This window comes from Streptomyces luteogriseus (assembly GCF_014205055.1).
GTDB lineage: Bacteria > Actinomycetota > Actinomycetes > Streptomycetales > Streptomycetaceae > Streptomyces > Streptomyces luteogriseus.
In genome coordinates, this window is the sequence record NZ_JACHMS010000001.1 from 3,011,459 (window position 1) to 3,028,968 (window position 17,510).

Annotated in this window: 17 protein-coding genes, 2 tRNA genes and 1 pseudogene; 9 read left to right on the plus strand and 11 right to left on the minus strand. The window is 67.3% G+C overall.

Annotated elements, in window-relative coordinates:
• The first annotated feature begins 12 nt into the window (after positions 1-12).
• Entirely contained in the window at positions 13-1,023 is a 1,011-nt protein-coding gene (gene rsgA, locus BJ965_RS12820; RefSeq protein ID WP_184908759.1) for a ribosome small subunit-dependent GTPase A, read from the plus strand.
• A gap of 136 nt (positions 1,024-1,159) precedes the next feature.
• Entirely contained in the window at positions 1,160-1,483 is a 324-nt protein-coding gene (locus BJ965_RS12825; protein ID WP_184908760.1) for a DMT family transporter, read from the plus strand.
• 7 nt (positions 1,484-1,490) lie between these two features.
• Here BJ965_RS12825 and BJ965_RS12830 read toward each other — a convergent pair whose 3' ends face one another.
• The 4 genes from BJ965_RS12830 to BJ965_RS12845 form a co-directional block, all read right to left on the minus strand.
• On the minus strand, positions 1,491-2,099 hold the full coding sequence (locus BJ965_RS12830) for a TetR/AcrR family transcriptional regulator (RefSeq protein WP_184908761.1): 609 nt from the start codon (positions 2,097-2,099) through the stop codon (positions 1,491-1,493).
• A 198-nt stretch (positions 2,100-2,297) separates the two neighbouring features.
• On the minus strand, positions 2,298-3,089 hold the full coding sequence (locus BJ965_RS12835; protein WP_184908762.1) for an ABC transporter permease: 792 nt from the start codon (positions 3,087-3,089) through the stop codon (positions 2,298-2,300).
• On the minus strand, positions 3,086-4,039 hold the full coding sequence (locus BJ965_RS12840) for an ATP-binding cassette domain-containing protein (RefSeq protein WP_184908763.1): 954 nt from the start codon (positions 4,037-4,039) through the stop codon (positions 3,086-3,088). Before BJ965_RS12840 ends, BJ965_RS12835 begins: the two co-directional genes overlap by 4 nt.
• Positions 4,040-4,071: 32 nt before the next feature.
• Positions 4,072-4,743, minus strand: a complete 672-nt coding sequence (locus tag BJ965_RS12845; protein ID WP_184908764.1) for a DUF4097 family beta strand repeat-containing protein — start codon at positions 4,741-4,743, stop codon at positions 4,072-4,074.
• 233 nt (positions 4,744-4,976) lie between these two features.
• On the opposite strand from BJ965_RS12845, the gene BJ965_RS12850 reads away from it, so the two are divergent.
• From BJ965_RS12850 to BJ965_RS12860, 3 genes are all read left to right on the plus strand, one after another.
• Positions 4,977-5,717: a GbsR/MarR family transcriptional regulator gene (locus BJ965_RS12850; protein WP_184908765.1), complete on the plus strand. Its 741-nt coding sequence runs from the start codon at positions 4,977-4,979 to the stop codon at positions 5,715-5,717.
• A 33-nt stretch (positions 5,718-5,750) separates the two neighbouring features.
• On the plus strand, positions 5,751-6,551 hold the full coding sequence (hisN, locus tag BJ965_RS12855) for a histidinol-phosphatase (RefSeq protein ID WP_030854928.1): 801 nt from the start codon (positions 5,751-5,753) through the stop codon (positions 6,549-6,551).
• A 254-nt stretch (positions 6,552-6,805) separates the two neighbouring features.
• The gene (locus BJ965_RS12860) at positions 6,806-7,552 is read left to right on the plus strand and encodes a hypothetical protein (RefSeq protein ID WP_184908766.1); all 747 of its coding nucleotides are present in this window, start codon (positions 6,806-6,808) and stop codon (positions 7,550-7,552) included.
• An 89-nt stretch (positions 7,553-7,641) separates the two neighbouring features.
• Here BJ965_RS12860 and BJ965_RS12865 read toward each other — a convergent pair whose 3' ends face one another.
• A complete protein-coding gene (locus BJ965_RS12865; RefSeq protein WP_184908767.1) occupies positions 7,642-8,130 on the minus strand; it encodes a hypothetical protein in 489 nt (162 codons plus the stop codon).
• A 528-nt stretch (positions 8,131-8,658) separates the two neighbouring features.
• The gene (locus BJ965_RS12870) at positions 8,659-9,210 is read right to left on the minus strand and encodes a hypothetical protein (protein ID WP_184908768.1); all 552 of its coding nucleotides are present in this window, start codon (positions 9,208-9,210) and stop codon (positions 8,659-8,661) included.
• Between the two features lie 93 nt (positions 9,211-9,303).
• On the opposite strand from BJ965_RS12870, the gene BJ965_RS12875 reads away from it, so the two are divergent.
• Positions 9,304-10,074, plus strand: coding sequence for a transposase (locus BJ965_RS12875; RefSeq protein ID WP_184908769.1), 771 nt, complete (start codon positions 9,304-9,306; stop codon positions 10,072-10,074).
• Positions 10,075-10,332: 258 nt separating this feature from the next.
• Positions 10,333-10,611 carry a hypothetical protein gene (locus tag BJ965_RS39300; protein ID WP_246545888.1) on the plus strand — a complete coding sequence of 93 codons (279 nt, stop codon included), beginning with the start codon at positions 10,333-10,335 and terminating at the stop codon, positions 10,609-10,611.
• Between the two features lie 129 nt (positions 10,612-10,740).
• Here the strand turns inward: BJ965_RS39300 and BJ965_RS12885 are convergent, their stop codons facing one another.
• A complete protein-coding gene (locus BJ965_RS12885) occupies positions 10,741-12,291 on the minus strand; it encodes a PIN-like domain-containing protein (protein ID WP_184908770.1) in 1,551 nt (516 codons plus the stop codon).
• A gap of 462 nt (positions 12,292-12,753) precedes the next feature.
• Here BJ965_RS12885 and BJ965_RS12890 point away from each other — a divergent pair, with 462 nt between their 5' ends.
• A complete protein-coding gene (locus tag BJ965_RS12890) occupies positions 12,754-13,143 on the plus strand; it encodes a CBS domain-containing protein (RefSeq protein WP_184908771.1) in 390 nt (129 codons plus the stop codon).
• A 70-nt stretch (positions 13,144-13,213) separates the two neighbouring features.
• Here BJ965_RS12890 and BJ965_RS12895 read toward each other — a convergent pair.
• A pseudogene (locus tag BJ965_RS12895) lies at positions 13,214-14,483 on the minus strand (catalase).
• Positions 14,484-14,628: 145 nt separating this feature from the next.
• Here BJ965_RS12895 and BJ965_RS12900 point away from each other — a divergent pair.
• Complete coding sequence (locus BJ965_RS12900; protein ID WP_184908772.1) at positions 14,629-15,045, plus strand: Fur family transcriptional regulator; 417 nt, start codon at positions 14,629-14,631, stop codon at positions 15,043-15,045.
• A 124-nt stretch (positions 15,046-15,169) separates the two neighbouring features.
• Here the strand turns inward: BJ965_RS12900 and BJ965_RS12905 are convergent.
• The 3 genes from BJ965_RS12905 to BJ965_RS12915 form a co-directional block, all read right to left on the minus strand.
• Positions 15,170-15,243: transfer RNA gene (locus BJ965_RS12905), tRNA-Met, on the minus strand.
• Between the two features lie 82 nt (positions 15,244-15,325).
• Positions 15,326-17,149 carry a tetratricopeptide repeat protein gene (locus tag BJ965_RS12910; RefSeq protein WP_184908773.1) on the minus strand — a complete coding sequence of 608 codons (1,824 nt, stop codon included), beginning with the start codon at positions 17,147-17,149 and terminating at the stop codon, positions 15,326-15,328.
• A 234-nt stretch (positions 17,150-17,383) separates the two neighbouring features.
• Positions 17,384-17,457 (minus strand) — tRNA-Met (locus tag BJ965_RS12915).
• Between the last annotated feature and the right edge of the window lie 53 nt (positions 17,458-17,510).

Genomic DNA, 17,510 nt, shown 5'->3' on the forward strand with positions numbered 1-17,510 from the left:
AGGGATCACGTCATGCGCCGCTACGGCAAGCACACCGACGAGGACGACATCCGCACCCGTCCGGGCCGCCGGAACACCCGGCCCCGGACGAACATCCGCCCCAAGCACGAGGACGCCGCCGAGGGCCTGGTCCTCACCGTCGACCGGGGCCGCCTGACCTGCCTCGTCGGGGACCGGGTGGTCCTGGCGATGAAGGCTCGCGAGCTCGGCCGCAAGGCCGCGGTCGTCGGCGACCGGGTGGCCATCGTGGGCGACCTGACGGGCAAGAAGGACTCACTCGCGAGGATCGTGCGCATCGAGGAACGCACCTCCGTCCTGCGCCGCACGGCGGACGACGACGATCCCTACGAGCGTGTGGTCGTGGCCAACGCCGACCAGCTGGCGGTCGTCACCGCCCTGGCCGACCCGGAGCCCCGCCCCCGCCTGATCGACCGCTGCCTGGTCGCGGCCTACGCCGGCGGCCTGGAGCCGCTGCTGGTCCTGACCAAGTCGGACCTCGCCCCGCCCGACAAGCTGCTGGAGCTGTACGGTCACCTCGACATCCCCTACGTCGTGACCAGCCGCGAGGAACTGCAGAACGGCACCGCCCTCGCTCGCGTGCGCGAGCAGCTCGACGGCAAGATCACCGCGTTCGTCGGCCACTCCGGCGTCGGCAAGACGACTCTGGTCAACTCGCTGGTTCCGGAGGAGCAGCGGCGTACGACCGGGCACGTGAACGCGGTGACGGGCCGCGGGCGCCACACCACCACCTCGGCGTTGGCGCTGCCGCTGTCGGGCAACGATGGCTGGGTCATCGACACACCGGGCCTGCGGTCCTTCGGGCTGCACCACGTGGACCCGTCCCAGGTCATCCACGCCTTCCCCGATCTGGAGCCGGGCACCGAGGGCTGCCCGCGCGCGTGCAGCCACGACGAGCCGGACTGCGCGCTGGACGCGTGGGTGGCCGAGGGGCACGCGGATCCGGCGCGGCTGTACTCGCTGCGCCGGATGCTGGCCACGCGCGAGCGCAAGGAAGGCGACTGACCTCCGCGTTGTTTGTCCTGGCGTGCGGACGGTAAGTGCATAATCGCACCCAAGCCGGATGCAAGCCCGACCAGAGCCTGACGAGCGACGGAACTGACGAAGTGGTCACTGAACGTGGGATACGGGAGGACGACTCATGGCGTGGCTGCTGGTCATCGTGGCCGGGTTGCTCGAGACCGGCTTCGCGGTGTGTCTGAAGCTGTCGCACGGCTTCACCCGGCTGTGGCCGACGGTCGCGTTCTGCATCTTCGCCCTCGGCAGCTTCGGCCTGCTGACCCTTGCGCTGCGAAAGCTCGACGTGGGTCCCGCGTACGCGGTGTGGACCGGCATCGGGGCGGCGGGAACGGCCATCTACGGCATGATTTTCCTGGGCGACCTGGTGTCCACCCTGAAGATCGTGTCGATCAGTCTCGTCATCATCGGCGTGGTCGGGCTGCAGTTGTCGGGGTCGGCACACTGACGCTCCGTCACCCTGCCTGCCGTTGAAGGGCGCTGCGGACCAGGCCGGCGACGCCGCCCTCGCCGGGTGGCGCGGCCACGCACGACAGGGCGAGCCGGACGGCGAGTTCGCAGGAGCGGGCCAGGTCGGCGGAGTCAGAAGTGGCCGTGCCGGGGCCGGTCAGGAGGCCGACGGCCCGGTCGCGGACGAGGGCGACGAAGTCGCCGGGTGAGGGCAGCGGCCCGTCGGCGCGGCGCTGGGCCGGCACGGCGGAGGTGGACGGCACGGCCGTCAGGGCCGGGGCGGGCAGCCGCTCGCTCCAGCAGCCGGTGAGCATGGCGCGGACGAGGATGTTCTCCCGGGCCGCCGAGGCGGTCCACTCGGCGGCGGCGGTGAGCCGGTCGCGTGGATCGCCGTGTTCGGTGGTGAGCGCCCTGTCCACACCGGCGAGAAATCCGTCGGCCTCTCTCCTGACGAGCGCCCGGGCGAGACCGTCCTTGCTGCCGAACTCGTTGTACAGCGTCTGCCTGGACACTCCGGCCGCCGCGGCCACGTCCACCATCCGTACGGCGGACCATGGCCGGCGCACCAGGGCCGCGTAGGCGGCGTCCAGTAGGGATTCCCGCGCTGCAGGCATCTTCGCCTCCCCTTGGGGCGAGCGGTCTGCGCCCAGGTTTGACGCGGGTGGAACCACTGTCAAGGGTTCGCGGGCGCGCGCGGGGGCGCGTTTCGGCCTTGTCGCGCGGGGCGTTGGGCCGGAGGCTTGTGCCCTTGTCCCGCGGGGCGTTGGCCCGACGGCTCACGCCCTTGTCGCGCGGGGCGTCGGCCCGGAGGGTTACTTCGGGTCGTCGTCGAACTTCGAGGTCGACCAGAAGTAGCCGAGCACCGCGAGGCCGAGGCACCAGGCGAGGGCGAGCCATCCGTTGTGGCCGATCCCGGTGCCGAGCAGCAGGCCGCGCAGGGTCTCGATGGCCGGGGTGAAGGGCTGGTACTCGGCGATCGGCCGGAACCAGCCCGGCATCGCGTCGAGCGGGACGAAGGTGCTGGACAGCAGTGGCAGCAGGATCAGGGGCATCGCGTTGTTGCCGGCGGCCTCGGCGTTCGGGCTGACCAGGCCCATGCCGACCGCGATCCAGGTGAGTGCCGTGGCGAACAGCACGAGCAGTCCGAAGGCCGCGAGCCACTCCAGGACGGTGGCGTCGGTGGAGCGGAAGCCGATGGCCACACCGACGGCGCCGACGAGCACCACGCTGACGACCGCCTGCAGCACGCTGCCGACGACGTGCCCGATGAGCACCGAGCCTCGATGGATGGCCATGGTCCGGAAGCGGGCGATGATGCCCTCGGTCATGTCGTTGGAGATGGAGACCGCGGTGCCGATCGTGGTGCTGCCGATGGTCATCAGCAGCAGGCCGGGGACGACGAAGGCGATGTATGCGGAACGGTCCGGACCACCACCGCCGATGCCCGCGCTCATGGTGTCGCCGAAGATGTAGACGAAGAGCAGCAACAGCATGATCGGTGTGAGCAGCAAATTCAGAGTGAGGGACGGGTAGCGCCGGGCGTGCAGCAGGTTGCGGCGCAGCATGGTGGCCGAGTCGCGCACGGCGAACGAGAGGGACGTCATCGGGCCGTCTCCTTGGGCTGGTCGGTGTTGCCCGTCAGGGCGAAGAACACGTCGTCGAGATCAGGGGTGTGCACGGTCAGTTCGTCCGCTTCGATCCCCTCCGTGTCGAGGCGGTCGAGGATGGCGCGCAGTGCGCGCTGGCTGCCGTCGCTGGGGAGTTGGAGGGCGAGGATGTCGTCGTCGCGGGTGATGTCGCCGAGGGCGGTGGCGGCGTTCCGGTAGGCGGCGGGGTCGGTGAAGCGGAGCCGTACGTGTCCGCCGGGGACGATCCGCTTGAGTTCCTCGGCGGTGCCTTCGGCGGCGAGGGTGCCGTTGTGGAGTACGGCGATGCGGTCGGCGAGTTCGTCGGCTTCCTCCAGGTACTGGGTGGTGAGGAAGACGGTGACGCCTCCGGTGACGAGGTCGCGGATGATCCGCCACATGCTGTGGCGGGCGCGGGGGTCGAGGCCGGTGGTGGGTTCGTCGAGGAAGATGATCCTGGGGTCGCCGACCAGGGTCATGGCGATGTCGAGGCGGCGTTTCATGCCGCCGGAGTAGGTGGAGGCGGGCTTCTTCGCCGCGTCGGTGAGGTCGAAGCGCTCCAGCAGTCCGGCGGCGACGCGGCGTCCCTCTCGTTTGGGCAGATGGTGCAGGTCCGCCATGAGGAGCATGTTCTCCTCGCCGGTGATCAGGCCGTCGACCGCGGAGAACTGGCCGGTCACGCCGATCGCGGCGCGTATGGCCTGCGGGTCGGCGGCGAGGTCGTGGCCGCCGACCCGGATCTCGCCGCTCGTCGGGTCCGGCGAGATCAGAGTGGAGAGGATCTTGACGGCGGTGGTCTTGCCGGCGCCGTTCGGACCGAGGAGGGAGAAGATCGTTCCTTCCGGGACGGCCAGGTCGACGCCGTCCAGGACGGTCTTGTCGCCGTAGGACTTCCGCAGCCCGTTCGCCGCGATGGCCAGGTCGGTCATGAGAGGTGCTCCTTCGGACAGGCTGCGGGCTTCTAGAGGCTGCGGGCGGTGATGTCGCCCTGGGCGGTGGTGGCGTGGATGGTCAGGCCGGCGGCGGCGCCGTCGGTGTTCTTGAGGGCGTTGTGGATCCGGCCGTGGCCGGTGCCGGCGTCGAGGGCGGCGGAGACACCGTGGGCGGCGGTGACGGTGATGTCGCCCTGCTCGGTGCGCAGTGCGACGGCGCCGGACACGGCCTCGGCGATGTGCAGGTCGCCCTTCTGGGTGCTGATCTCGGCGGGGCCGCCCAGCCGGCCGACGGAGATGTCACCGGCGAGCAGGGTGAGGCGGGCGCTGCCGGTCTCGTCGAGCTTGACCGCACCCTGGGCCGCGTCGAAGGCGACGTCGCCGAGCCGTCCGACACCGCGCAGGTCGGCGGCGGCGCCCTTGGCCTGGACGCGGGAGCCTGCGGGCAGCTGGACGGTGACCTCGACCGATCCGGAGTGGCCGAGGATGCGGTTCTTCGCCGCGGGGGCCGCGATCCGCAGGACACCGCCCTCGTGGGCGATCTCCATCTGTTCCGCCGCCTTGACGTCACGGCTCTTGGAGCGGTCCGCGGGCAGCACCTCGACGGTGATGTCGGTCCGGTCGGCCGCGATGAGGCGGATGCGCCCGGCGGGGATGTCCAGGACGGCCGAGACGGGGGCGGGGCTGTCGAACTTCTGCATCGTTGCTCTCCTTGGTCCGCTTCGCTTCCGCTGTTTCCAACGATGGAAAAGCTACGTTGCATTCACAACGATGGCAACGACTTCGTTGCATGCGAATGACATAATCGCAGTTCAGAGCGGATTATTCATTGCAACGACCCTGCCGCCTAATGCAACAACTCCGCCGCGCCCGTTGCAATGAAATGAAGATGAACGCTATGGTGCGGACATCACGCACCACGAAGGAGGCCGCGATGCCGGGAGGCAGACTCACCCAGCAGGAGCGTCAGCAGATCGCACTGGGGCTGGCCGACGGCCTCGCCTACGCGGAGATCGCCCGGCGACTCGAGCGCCCGACCTCGACGATCACCCGCGAGGTCATGCGCAACGGCGGCCCCACGGCCTACCGCGCCGACCTGGCTCATCGCGCTACGGAACGCCGCACCCGCCGCAAGCAGACCGCCCCCAGGGACCCGAAGGCGCTCCCGCAGCCCGACGGGCGGGACGCCGAGGCCCTGCGCGAGTACGAGGACACGTTCACCACCGTCATGATGGGGTCGGGCATGCCGAAGATGATGTCCCGTGTGATGGCCTGCCTCTGCATGACCGACTCGGGCAGCCTCACCGCGTCCGAACTCGCCCAGCGCCTCCAGGTCAGCCCGGCGTCGGTGTCCAAGGCGGTCGCGTTCCTCGACAGCCAGGGCTTCGTCCGCAGGGAGGCGGACGCGGGCCGCCGCGAGCGCTATGTCGTCGACGACGACGTCTGGTACCAGGCGATGCTGGCCAGCGCGCGGTCCATCGCCCAGGTCGTGGGGATCGCGCGGCAGGGCGTCGGCGTCCTCGGCCACGGCACCCCGGCCGCCGTCCGCCTCGAGAACGTCGCCCGCTTCCTCGACTTCGTCTCCGAGAGCACCGCCCGCGCCGCGGAGCAGGCACGCGACATCCTCCATACCAAGCCCGAGACCGCTTCCGACTCCCCCACAAACCCCCTGTAGCCCCACCGCCACCTCGGCAGATAGGTTCGTTGCATGCCCGACTACCTCGACGACCTGCGTCTCGCCCACGTCCTCGCCGACGCCGCCGACGCCGCGACGATGGACCGGTTCAAGGCCCTCGACCTCAAGGTCGAGACCAAACCGGACATGACCCCGGTGAGCGAGGCGGACAAGGCCGCGGAGGAACTCATCCGCGGCCACCTCGGGCGCGCCCGACCCAGGGACGCGATCCTCGGCGAGGAGTACGGCGTCGAGGGCACCGGCCCCCGCCGCTGGGTGATCGACCCGATCGACGGCACCAAGAACTACGTGCGCGGCGTTCCCGTCTGGGCCACGCTCATCTCACTGATGGAGGCCGGCGAGGGCGGCTTCCAGCCCGTCGTCGGCGTCGTCTCCGCCCCGGCCCTCGGCCGCCGCTGGTGGGCCGCGCAGGGCCATGGCGCGTTCTCCGGCCGCAGCCTCACCAAGGCCTCCCGGCTGCAGGTCTCCCGCGTCTCCAAACTCTCCGACGCCTCCTTCGCGTACTCCTCGCTCAGCGGCTGGGAGGAGCAGGGCCGCCTGGACGGCTTCCTGGACCTGACCCGCGAGGTGTGGCGCACGCGCGCGTACGGCGACTTCTGGCCGTACATGATGGTCGCGGAAGGCGCCGTCGACATGTGCGCCGAGCCGGAGCTGTCCCTGTGGGACATGGCCGCCACCGCCATCGTCGTCACGGAGGCGGGCGGCACCTTCACCGGCCTCGACGCCCGCCCGGGCCCCCACAGCGGCAACGCGGCCGCGTCGAACGGTCTACTCCACGACGAGCTGCTGGGATACCTCAACCAGCGCTACTGAGGCCGATTACGGCCTGACCTGCGCGTTCCTTCCCCTATTAGAGCCCTTGGGCCGTCGTGGGGCCGTCACCAAGGTCAGCCGGTGGGCGACGAACGGTGGGCCCTCGACCGACGGTCGCAGCGCTAGCGGCGCATGAGCGTCAACCAGAGACCGCGCGCTTCGTTCGGCGCAAGACCTGTTTGCGCTGATGAACGCCGTGGGTAGTCAGAAGTGTTGACGCTTTCCATCTAATCCGCCTTAGACGGTGCAATTCCATGAAGACGGAACTGCTTGTGGCAGTCCTTTCGGGGGCTGCCGCACTAGTGAGCGCAGCCTACAGCGCCCAAGCGAACAGGAAGAATTCGCTTCTCGCTAACGACTTGGAGCGACAGAAGGTTGAGCATCATCGCTTGCTAGAGCGGCAGGACGCGATGAGCCGCTTTCGCGACCCATTGCTTTGGGCTGCGTTCGACTTCCAGTCCCGACTCTTCAACATTGTCAGTGGACACTTCCTGAGGGTTTACTTCACTGAGCCTCATGACCGCCAGTACGCAATCCGCAGCACTCTGCATGTGTTTGCCGAGTACCTGGGATGGGTCGAGATCCTCAGACGCCGTATCTATTTTCTCGACCTCGGCAACAAAGAAGCCAATCGTCAGATTGTATCGCTGCTCACCCGTATCGGCACCGTCCTGAACGGCGACAGTTACCCAGATCGACACTTCCAGTTGTTTCGCAGCGACCAGCGAGCCATCGGAGAACTTGTGATGAGCAAGGGCAGAGATGACTGCATGGGGTATGCGGAGTTCTGCGAACGACTTGAGTCGGACCTGGAGTTTTCCGGCTGGTTCGTACCCCTGTCCAACAGTATTGAGGAATTGGCTGTGCTTCCGGGGCGACATCCCCGTCTGGTCGACCTGCAAGTGGCCTTGATGGACTTGATTGACTTCCTGGACCCAGAGCAGGAGCGCTTCCCCCAGAAACGCCGATTCAGGACCACGACTGAGGGTCAGCTGTACTGACAAGTCACGGTAAACAGCGGGCACTTCGCCGTCACGAACGCCCCCAAGGTGACTTCCCTTAGCGCGCAGTTGAATCACGGGCTCTGCGCTTACGGCTGATCCTCCTGGACCTGTTGCCACAATTCGCGCATTTTTGTAAACGGAGGGACGGCAGTAGGGATGCTCTCTTCGCGCTGCCAGGCACCTAGGCATTCCAACGCGTGCTTAACCGTCTCACGCATAGAGTTTTGGTTCATCAAACCAGGTTCGAACGTATTTAGAGCCCACCAAAAGCTCAAGATTTCGAGAATATCGAGCATACGAGCGCGCAGGGCTCTGTTACGGAGAGAGCGAGCAGCTACCTCGGCCGGTGCGAAAAACTCATCGAGAGTAGCGTTCCATTCGCTGCGCTTGGCCTCAGCCATGAGTCCGGTCCAAGCGATGCGATCTCTTGCTCGGACAATATTGAACTTGTCCGGCATGTTGCTCAGGTGGCGGCGGATGCGGATCAGTTCGCTTGCCAATGACGCCGCTGCTTCACCTTCTGCCATTTCACGCCGAGCGCTTGACATCTTCTTCTGCTGATAAACGGTGGCCATAAACGACAACGCTGCGCCAACGGCGGCGCCCCCCAAACCGAAGGCGGCCGTGATCCAGTCACACAGTCACGAGGGTCTCGTGAAGTGGACCTGCGGGATACCGCTGAACGGGTGTGCAACACCCCTAGTCAGCCGCCGGTACCACGAGAGAGCCGCCTGCCGGCGGTCCCCGGCTGCCGCCTCGACGGCGGGCGCTACCGCGCTGGGAGCTCTTGCCGCGGGGGAGGGCGCCACGGCCGTGCTCGCACAAGACCGGTCTGCTGCACGGTCGCCCGCGACCGGCCCCTAACCCTCCCCGCCTACTGCTCTAGCAGAGGTTGACCGGCCGCTCACGGACGGGTTGGCGGACGCCATCGAACGCGTGGCGGCGGCCCATCCGGAATGCGACCTGAGAGACCCCGGGACGCCATCAGCAACCGTGGCAATCCTGCGGCAGCACCACGGAGTCCTTGACCACTTGGTCCTAAGGGCTGTCCTGCAAAGGTCTTGGCTCTGAGTGCGGAGCAGCCTGAAGAGCTGGCGACGTGCTCAGCCGGTGGTTCGTGAGGTCTCCAGGGACTGGGCGAAGTCGGCGAGCGTGTGGAAGTCGCTCTCCCGTAGGCCGAACCGCGGGTTGACGTGGTGGAGGAGCCCGGGCCCTTGGTGGTGGGTGGTCACGTAGCTCTGATCCAGCTCGCTCTGCTCGTCGTCCACCCAGGCGAAAGGACGGCCGCCTGCGTAGTCCACCAGCGTTCCGGTCTTCCAGTGGACTCCATCAGGGCGTTCTTGGAGTAGGGCGTCGCCGAAGCCTACGAAGGGAAGTTTCGGTAGGCCGAGGACCGGTGCGATCCACCGGTTGGCGTCGTCCATCCATGTGGTGGCCCAGCACAGCTCGAAGCCGAGCTGGAGCAGGATTCGTCCGTGCTCTGGGTTGAGCCAGACCCGCAGAGGGCGCCGTCGGGAGGAGAGGCCACCGTCGTCCTGATGGGCGTCGTTCCGGGGAACTCTGAGCGTGGTGTAGCCGTCGGGACGCCTCTCCGGCTTGGCTGCATAGGGGTTGAGTGGCCCGTCCACGTCGAGGAATAGCAGCGGTCGGTTCACGGTTTCCCCCGGTCTTGCGCCCTGTGGACTGCCCTGATCAGCGTAGCTGTGGGAGCGTCTCGGCATTGAGCCAGCCTGAGTGATGATCATGATGTGGCGAGTGTGAGCACGGCATCGGAGCCGTCCTGGATAGCCCCATTCGCGGGTCTGAGCCCGCGGTGCTTCGGCAAACTACTGACCACGCTGCGGCGCAATGGAGCAGATGTGGTCCACCGAGGCCGGCCGTGGAGTCTGCCGCTGGAGGACCGGGTGTTGCTGGTCACGGCCTACTGGCGCACCAATCTGACATTGCGGCAGCTCGCTCCGTTGTTCGGCGTCTCGAAGTCCACAGCCAGTCGAGTCATCAACCCCCTCGGGCCGCTGCTCGCTCTCCAGCCCCGCAAGCGATTCGCCAAGGACACCATCCTCATCGTAGACGGCACCCTGGTCCCCACCCGGGACCACACCGTCGCCGAGCGGTCGAAGAACTACCGGTACTCCACCAACCACCAGGTCGTCATCGACGCCGACACCCGGCTGGTCGTCGTGGTCGGCCGGCCGCTCGCCGGGAACCGCAACGGCTGCAAGGCCTGGGAGGAGTCCGGCGCCAAGGCCGCCGTCGGCAAGACCATCACGATCGCCGACGGCGGCTACCCGGGCACTGGACTGGTCATCCCACACCGCCGACAGCGCGGCCAGAGCGAACTCCCGGACTGGAAAGAGGAGCACAACGAGTCCCACAAGCAGGTCCGCGCTCGCGTCGAGCACGTCTTCGCCCGTATGAAGACATGGAAAATCCTCCGCGACTGCCGCCTCAAAGGCGACGGCGTCCACCACGCCATGCTCGGCATCGCCCGGATGCACAACCTCGCGCGCGCCGGATAGACAAGCGGGCCACGCGGCGGCCCCCATGCCCCAGGCGACTTCAAGATCTTTGCGGGACAGCCCTTAGCCGACTCGCCAATCATCCTTGAAGGCGCCGGGAATCACATCGTAATCAGTGAATTCCGGGTAGACGAAGTACTTCCGGAGTTGCGGGCCGAGGTTGAACGCCATGAGACGCACACCCCGGGCCACAGGGAGGCGCTGCAACAACTCATGCTTGCACAGCGGCAGGTACGCAACACCCCAGAAGGCTACTGAGTGGCCGCAGCCATTCCAGACGCAGCACAGCACGCCCTCACCGGCACGGCACGAATGGAAGACATCCATTCTGCGGCCGTCATGTCTGATGGCGTATCCCGGCTCGTGACGGAGTACGGCATGGCGACTTGGTTCGACGTCTTCGCCACGCTCAAGACCGGAGGGCCCCGCGAATTGATCGAAACGGTCCGCAAGGTCGAGGCCACGGACCCTTCGGGGCTCCGGTGGCCGCGCTACAAATCCGGAGATGACGCGACCGTTGCCTATTGTCGATGGTGATCGCTCAGAGCGGGCATCGCCGACGGACCTAGAGTTCTACAAACTGCCGGTTCGACGCTATCGGATGGTCAATTACTTGAGCGCATTACGTGAGATGAGCCGCAGATCGCGGAGATCCGTAGCATGCATTCACTTCACACCACCTAGGTCACCGTTCGGAGGTACGTACAGACTCTCCACATATTCCCATTCAATTCCCTTGCGTGTATCGATTCGCAACGTCGCCCAATGAGCTGAATGAATTCCGTTGTCGATGTCGGATGCGTAGGGAATCAGCACAATCTCCAAGTCAGAACTTACGGGTGCGATAAGTCCTGGAATCGTCGCGTCAGGCTGCGCCAAATCAAACAGCGGAAGTTCCTCGGGACGCTCGACTAGGTCATTAAATAGGACGCGCAGTGACTTCTTGTGATTTAGGTAGCCGAGAGCGTGATCGACCGATGCCGCGTGTTGCGCGTACCTGAATGGAAAAAGGAGACGGTCGTCAAGCACCGGATGAGCCTTAGAGCGTAGGAGTATGGTGGAGCCGCCCATCCCAAGGGCTACCTCGTTGAGCCCTTCCAGGACGGCTGATTCGATGAGGGTTCCATACAGCGCCGGGTTGGTATTAGCTACCCGCACGGCTTCCGACGCTCGCCGATGAGAGCGACGCAGGCAAGCGGGAATTTCCTTGGCGAGTCTTCTCGGTAGCCGAATCCTAGTGCCAGGGTTCTCGCTGGTGGCCAAGTCGCTTACGGAACGTTCATCTACCTTCAAGCCGAATACTCGGTCGGCCTCCGCCAAGAGCTGGCTAGGCGTAAGCATATACAGCTCCACGCCGGCCCGCTTTCGAAGTTCAACGCGTAGCTCAGTTCTTGGCCGAGCCGCCCCTTGCCCGTTGCCGGACACCCACCAGTCTTCTTTCACGTCGCCGGTTACCAGCAATACCTCTCGCTTGCACCGTTCGGCTTCAGCGAGGATCTGCTCCCAGATAAGGTAATCGCCCGAGGCTTGCTCTGAGGTCTTATCGGACTCAAAGTCCTTATAGCCGGGAGGTATCTTCTCGTCTGCACGTCGGGCAGCCTCACTGACGAGTGCGTCGTATTCGTCCGGAGAGAACGGATCGCCGATCCTCCCCTGCAAGATCTGTTCGAGTTTTTGCAAAACCGGGTCGGTCAGAGTTGACGAAGTGCCTTCGAGCGCGTCTTTCGTCGCCTGCCCTTCAATGAATTGCTTCACCTCCGCCATGATCTTACTTATAGCGTTCGTAGAATTCTTGACGTACTGGCTAACCTCATTGTCATTGGCCAGGTGAACGTCTTTCAGCCAACGATCCAGAGCGTCCCTCGTTGAACGTGAGACTTTATCTAGTGCCGAGCATGCCTCGCGAGCCTTACTTTTGTGGTGACCTCGAATTGATGGCAGGTCACGGTTTCGCCAAAACTCGGAAAGAACTTGGTGCGGGATCCAAATGCGTTCTTGCACCTGATTGAGTACGGCAAACGTATCTCTACGAGTGCGCTCATTTGATCTGTACAGATTAATCAAGACGTTGGTATCTAGGACGATGATGGCGGAGGAGAATAGTCGCTCGTAGTCAGTATGCGATGCCGTGCGGTAAGCGTCGTCGCAATCGAAGATGCCCCGCTCTGCTACCCGGTCGGGCCCGCCGACTGCCGCCGCTCCCGTTTCCCCCGTCATCCATCCTCCTGCGCATACCCGCTGGCGCTCAACACGCTCAGCAGTGTTGCACCCAGTCGTCCATCCCCACAGCTGGATGTAGGGACTCGACACCGCCTTTCGCCAGACCGCAGGTTGGCCACTGCCCCATGACGCCACTCGCCGTGAACGATCTGTACGTCCCACCCAGTGCAGCCATGCGACGGCGTCTCAACGGGGCCCCTGTGGGCCGTCCAAGGGGAGCCAGCAACGACCCCCAACAACCCAAGGAGACCACAATCTTGCAGTTCGATGGCCGGGTGTAGCGCATGGCCACACTCGGCCGGACTGGAGGATCTCAACCAGCGCTAATGAGCCCCCCGTTGTTACCGAGCGCCCCCTTGTTGACCCTCCCTTTACCTGCCACCCTGGGAGTCCCCCCACTTGTGAATTTGTGAAATTCTGAACGAACGGCGGGGAGACTCCCAGGAGGTGGCTCCATCCATGCTCGTCCGTGACGCCATGAGCACTGTCGTCCTCACCATCGGCCCGACCCACACCCTGCGCCAGGCCGCAGCGCTGATGTCCGCGCGCAAGGTCGGGGCGGCCGTCGTCCACGACCCCGACGCCGGCATCGGCATCCTCACCGAACGCGACATCCTCAACTCCGTGGGCCTGGGCCAGGACCCGGACGCGGAACGCACCCAGGCCCACACCACCAACGACGTCGTGTTCGCCGCCCCGGCCTGGACCCTGGAGGAGGCGGCGGCCGCCATGGCACACGGCGGCTTCCGGCACCTCATCGTGCTGGACGACGGCGAACCCGCCGGCATCGTCTCGGTCCGCGACATCATCCGCTGCTGGGCACCGGCACGACAGCAGGTTCCGGCGTAACCACGCGGACGGGCCGGGCCCCGAGAGGGACCCGGCCCGTCCGCCACCGCAAGCGGTCCAGCGCTGGAGTTCAGCCGCGCAGGGCCTGGACCGCGGCCTCCAGCCGCTTGCCGTAGTCTCCGTCGGCCCGACGGAAGTTGTCGATCGCCCGCTCGACGATGTCGTCGCGCGAGACCTTGGCGATGAAGCCGGCCAGGTTGGCGACCAGGCGCTCCTTCTCGTCCTCGCTCATCAGACGGTAGAGATTGCCCGCCTGCACGAAGTCGTCGTCCTCGGCGTGCACCGGAGCCGGGTGGTTGCCCGTCGCGCCGCTCACGGCCGTGGCGGACCACAGCGGACGGTCCGTCTGGAACGGGCCGCCGAAGCTGTTCGGCTCGTAGTTCTTCGCGCCCGCGTGCCGGCCGTCGTAGAGGTACCCGTCCCGCGAGTGGGTGCGCGCCACGGTGGCGTGCGGCCGGTTCACCGGCAGATGGTCGGCGTTGATGCCGACCCGGTACCGGTGGGCGTCGCCGTAGGCGAAGAGGCGGCCCTGGAGCATCTTGTCCGGGGACGGGCCGATGCCCGGCACGAAGTGGGCGGGGCTGAAGACCGACTGCTCGACCTCGGCGAAGACGTTCTCCGGGTTACGGTTGAGCTCCAGCCTGCCGATCTCGACGACCGGGTAGTCCGCGTGCGGCCAGACCTTGGTCAGGTCGAACGGGTTGAAGCGGTACGTCGCCGGCTCGGCCACCGGCATGATCTGCACACCCACGGTCCAGGCCGGGTACTCGCCGCGCTCGATGGCCTGGCGAAGGTCGCGCTGGTGGGAGTCGGGGTCCTCACCGGCGAGCCGGGCCGCCGCCTCGGCCGTCAGGTTCTTGATGCCCTGGTCCGTCTTGAAGTGGTACTTCACCCAGAAGGCCTCGCCGGCCTGGTTGCTCCACTGGAAGGTGTGCGAGCCGAAGCCGTCCATGTGACGGTACGAGGCGGGGATGCCGCGGTCGCCGAACAGCCAGGTCACCTGGTGCGTGGACGCGCGGGTCGCGCACCGCGTCCGCCGACCCCAGGTTGCCGGCCACCGTCGAGAAGCGCAGGAAGACCTCGGTCTGCTTACCGATCCCGGAGAGGAAGGCGGCCCGCGTGTACGGGGTGACGTCGGCGGTCACCGTGAACGTGCCGTACGCACCGGCACCGCGGGCGTGCACCACGCGCTCCGGGATGCGCTCACGGTTGAAGTGGGCCAGCTTCTCCAGCAGGAGCTGGTCCTGGACGAGGACCGGGCCGCCGACGCCCGCGGTCTCGCTGTTCTGGTTGTCGGCGACCGGAGCCCCGGCCTCCGTCGTAAGCGGTCCCTGCGTCACGTGCGCCTCCTGCACCCTTCACGACCGATCCAGTCCACCGGCCAAAGTCGTTCTCGATCCTACAATAGACAATGTCTAAAGCACGTGAGGGTCTAAACTCACACCTGTTCGGGACCTGGTCCCCTTAGCTGTTAGGCTGGTGTCCATGAGTGACCTTCTGGAACGCCTGCGCGGACGCGGATGGCGAATGACCGCGCAGCGGCGCGTCGTGGCCGAGGTCCTCGACGGCGAACACGTCCATCTGACGGCCGACGAGGTCCACGCCCGGGCCGTCGCCAAGCTGCCCGAGATCTCCCGGGCGACGGTGTACAACACGCTGGGCGAGCTCGTGACCCTCGGCGAGGTGCTGGAGGTCTCCACGGACCAGCGCGCCAAGCGGTACGACCCGAACGCCCACCAGCCCCACCACCACTTGGTCTGCGCCCGGTGCGGCGCGATCCGGGACGTCCACCCGGTCGGCAACCCGCTGGCGGACCTCCCCGACACCGAGCGCTTCGGCTTCACGGTCTCGGACGTCGAGGTGACCTACCGCGGCGTCTGCCCGAACTGCGCGGCCGCCTAGCCCGCACGAACGCGCGAGAGCCCCGGCACTGATGGGTGCCGGGGCTCTCTGCTGCCATGCTGCATGACGGTGCCGCATACACCGAGGGCCGGAACCCTTTCGGATTCCGGCCCTCGGCCTTCAGTAGCGGGGACAGGATTTGAACCTGCGACCTCTGGGTTATGAGCCCAGCGAGCTACCGAGCTGCTCCACCCCGCGTCGTTGAATGCAACGTTACGTCACCGCGGAGGGCGGATGCAAATCCATTGCCCGGCTGCACCCTGGCCCCACCCGCACCAGGTCACGCGGACAGCTCCTGCCGCAGCGCGTCCCTCAGCCGCTCCGCCCTCTCGGCGACGGACGCCGGCCCCAGCGACACGGCCCGCTCGGCCCACCGCTGTCCCTCCGCCAGCTCACCCCGACGCGCGTAGACCAGGGCCAGCCGCAACGCCGCCCGCCCGTGCCCCGCGTCGGCGGCACGAGTCCACCAGACCGCCGCCTCCGGCTCGCTCCCCTCCCGGGCCAGCAGCAGCCCGAGATTGAACGCGCCGTTGCGAGACCCGGCCTCGGCCGCCTCCCGGTACCACCGAGCCGCCTCCACGACATCGCCCCGGGCCGCCGCGAGCATGCCGACCCGCACCTGCGCCCGCCGATGCCCCTGGGAGGCCGCCCGCTCGTACCATTCCTCGCACTCGCTCCGCCGGTGCACCGGCTCCCCGAGCTCGTGCGCGGGCTCCGGCGGCCGCCGCGCGTCGAGCACGGTCGCCAGCCGGTACGCGGCCTCGGCGCTCCCGCCCCCGGCCGCACAGCGCAGATGCCGCTCGGCCTCCTGCTCGTCGCCGTCCCGCAGCCTCGCCATGCCGACCTGAAGCGCCGCCTCGGTGTGCCCGGCGGCAGCGGCACGCTCGTACCAGCGCAGCGCGGACTGCTCCTCGTCCCTCCCGGCATGCAGGATGCCGAGATTGAAGGCGGCGTCCACGCTTCCCGCCTCCGCGGCCTTGGAGAACCACGGCTCCGCGCCCGTCTCGTCGCCGCCCCGCAGCAGCAGGATCGCCAGCGCGTTCGCGGCCTCCCGGTGCCCGGCGTAGGCCGCGCGCCGGTACCACTGCTCGGCCTGCGGGGTGCGCCCCTGCTCCGCGCAGAGCAAGCCGAGGTTGTACGCGCCGTTCACGTCGCCCGCGTCCATCGCGGCGCGGTACCACCGCTCTGCGGTCTGGGTCTCGCCCCGCTCGGCGTGCAGCGCGCCCAGCGCGTTCGCCGCGTTGCCGTCGCCGTCCTGGGCGGCCCGCAGCCACCACACGGCGGCGTTCTCGGTGTCGCCCGCGTCGCGCAGCAGGAAGCCCAGCGCGCAGGCGGCCCGCGCCTCGCCGTCCTTGGCGGAGGTCAGGTACCAGCGCCCGGCCTCCTTGAGCTCGCCTCGCCGCTCCAGGATCGTCCCGAGGTGCAGCGCGGCCCGCCGGTGGCCGCGTGCGGCGGCCTGCCGGTACCACTGCTCGGCTTCCTCGGGGGCCTGGACACCGTTGTCACCGTCGGCTTCCCGCGCCGCCTTCCGGTCCAGCGCCCGCGCCAGCCGGTACGCCGCCTCCCGGTGACCGCGCTCGGCGGCGACCCGCATCCACTGCTCGGCCGCGGCGTCCCCGCGGTGCTCCAGCAGGTCGGCGAGCGCGTAGGCGCCCAGCGTGTGCCCCTGCTCGGCGGACTGGCGCAGCCAGTACTCGGCGGCGGGTTCGTCGCCGCGCTCGCGGTGGTGCCGGCCGAGGGCGTGCGCGGCCGCCGTGGATCCGGCGACGGCGGCGATGCGCCACCATCCGGCGGCCTCGTCGGCATACCCCCGCTGGTGAAGGAGGACTCCCAGGTTGTTGGCGGCCGCCCGGTCGCCCGCGGCGGTGGCGGCACGCAGATGAGGCTCGGCCCCGTCGAGATCGCCACGGCGCAGCAGCATGGCCCCGAGGACACTCATCGCTTCGACGTCGCCGGCCTCGGCGGCCAGCCGCTGACGCAGCTCCTCGGCCGCCTCGTCGGCGATCTCCCCGGTCTCGTCCGGGGTCTCGGTGTCCTCCCGGCTGGAAGGCTGCACAAAACGCCCTGTCTCGAACAGAGTTGCCTTGTCCCCCATAACGTCCATCGTCGCACCACCTGCAACCTGGGTACACCTCGTATACCGCAGCCAGTGAGGTCACTTCAGCGTTTTGTCGACATGCCCACAGAGAGACAAGTCAAACACAGATTGCCCAACTCCCCACGGCGGCACGGCCACAGCGGGTGCCAGTACATGCGTTCACACATCACGAAGGCCCGGATTCCTGTGTGGAATCCGGGCCTTCGGTGTCGCTGTGCCGCTCGGACATCGCGACTTCAGTAGCGGGGACAGGATTTGAACCTGCGACCTCTGGGTTATGAGCCCAGCGAGCTACCGAGCTGCTCCACCCCGCGCCGTTGTGTTCACAACCGTATCACGGCGCGGGGTGAGCATTTGACCAGGCCAG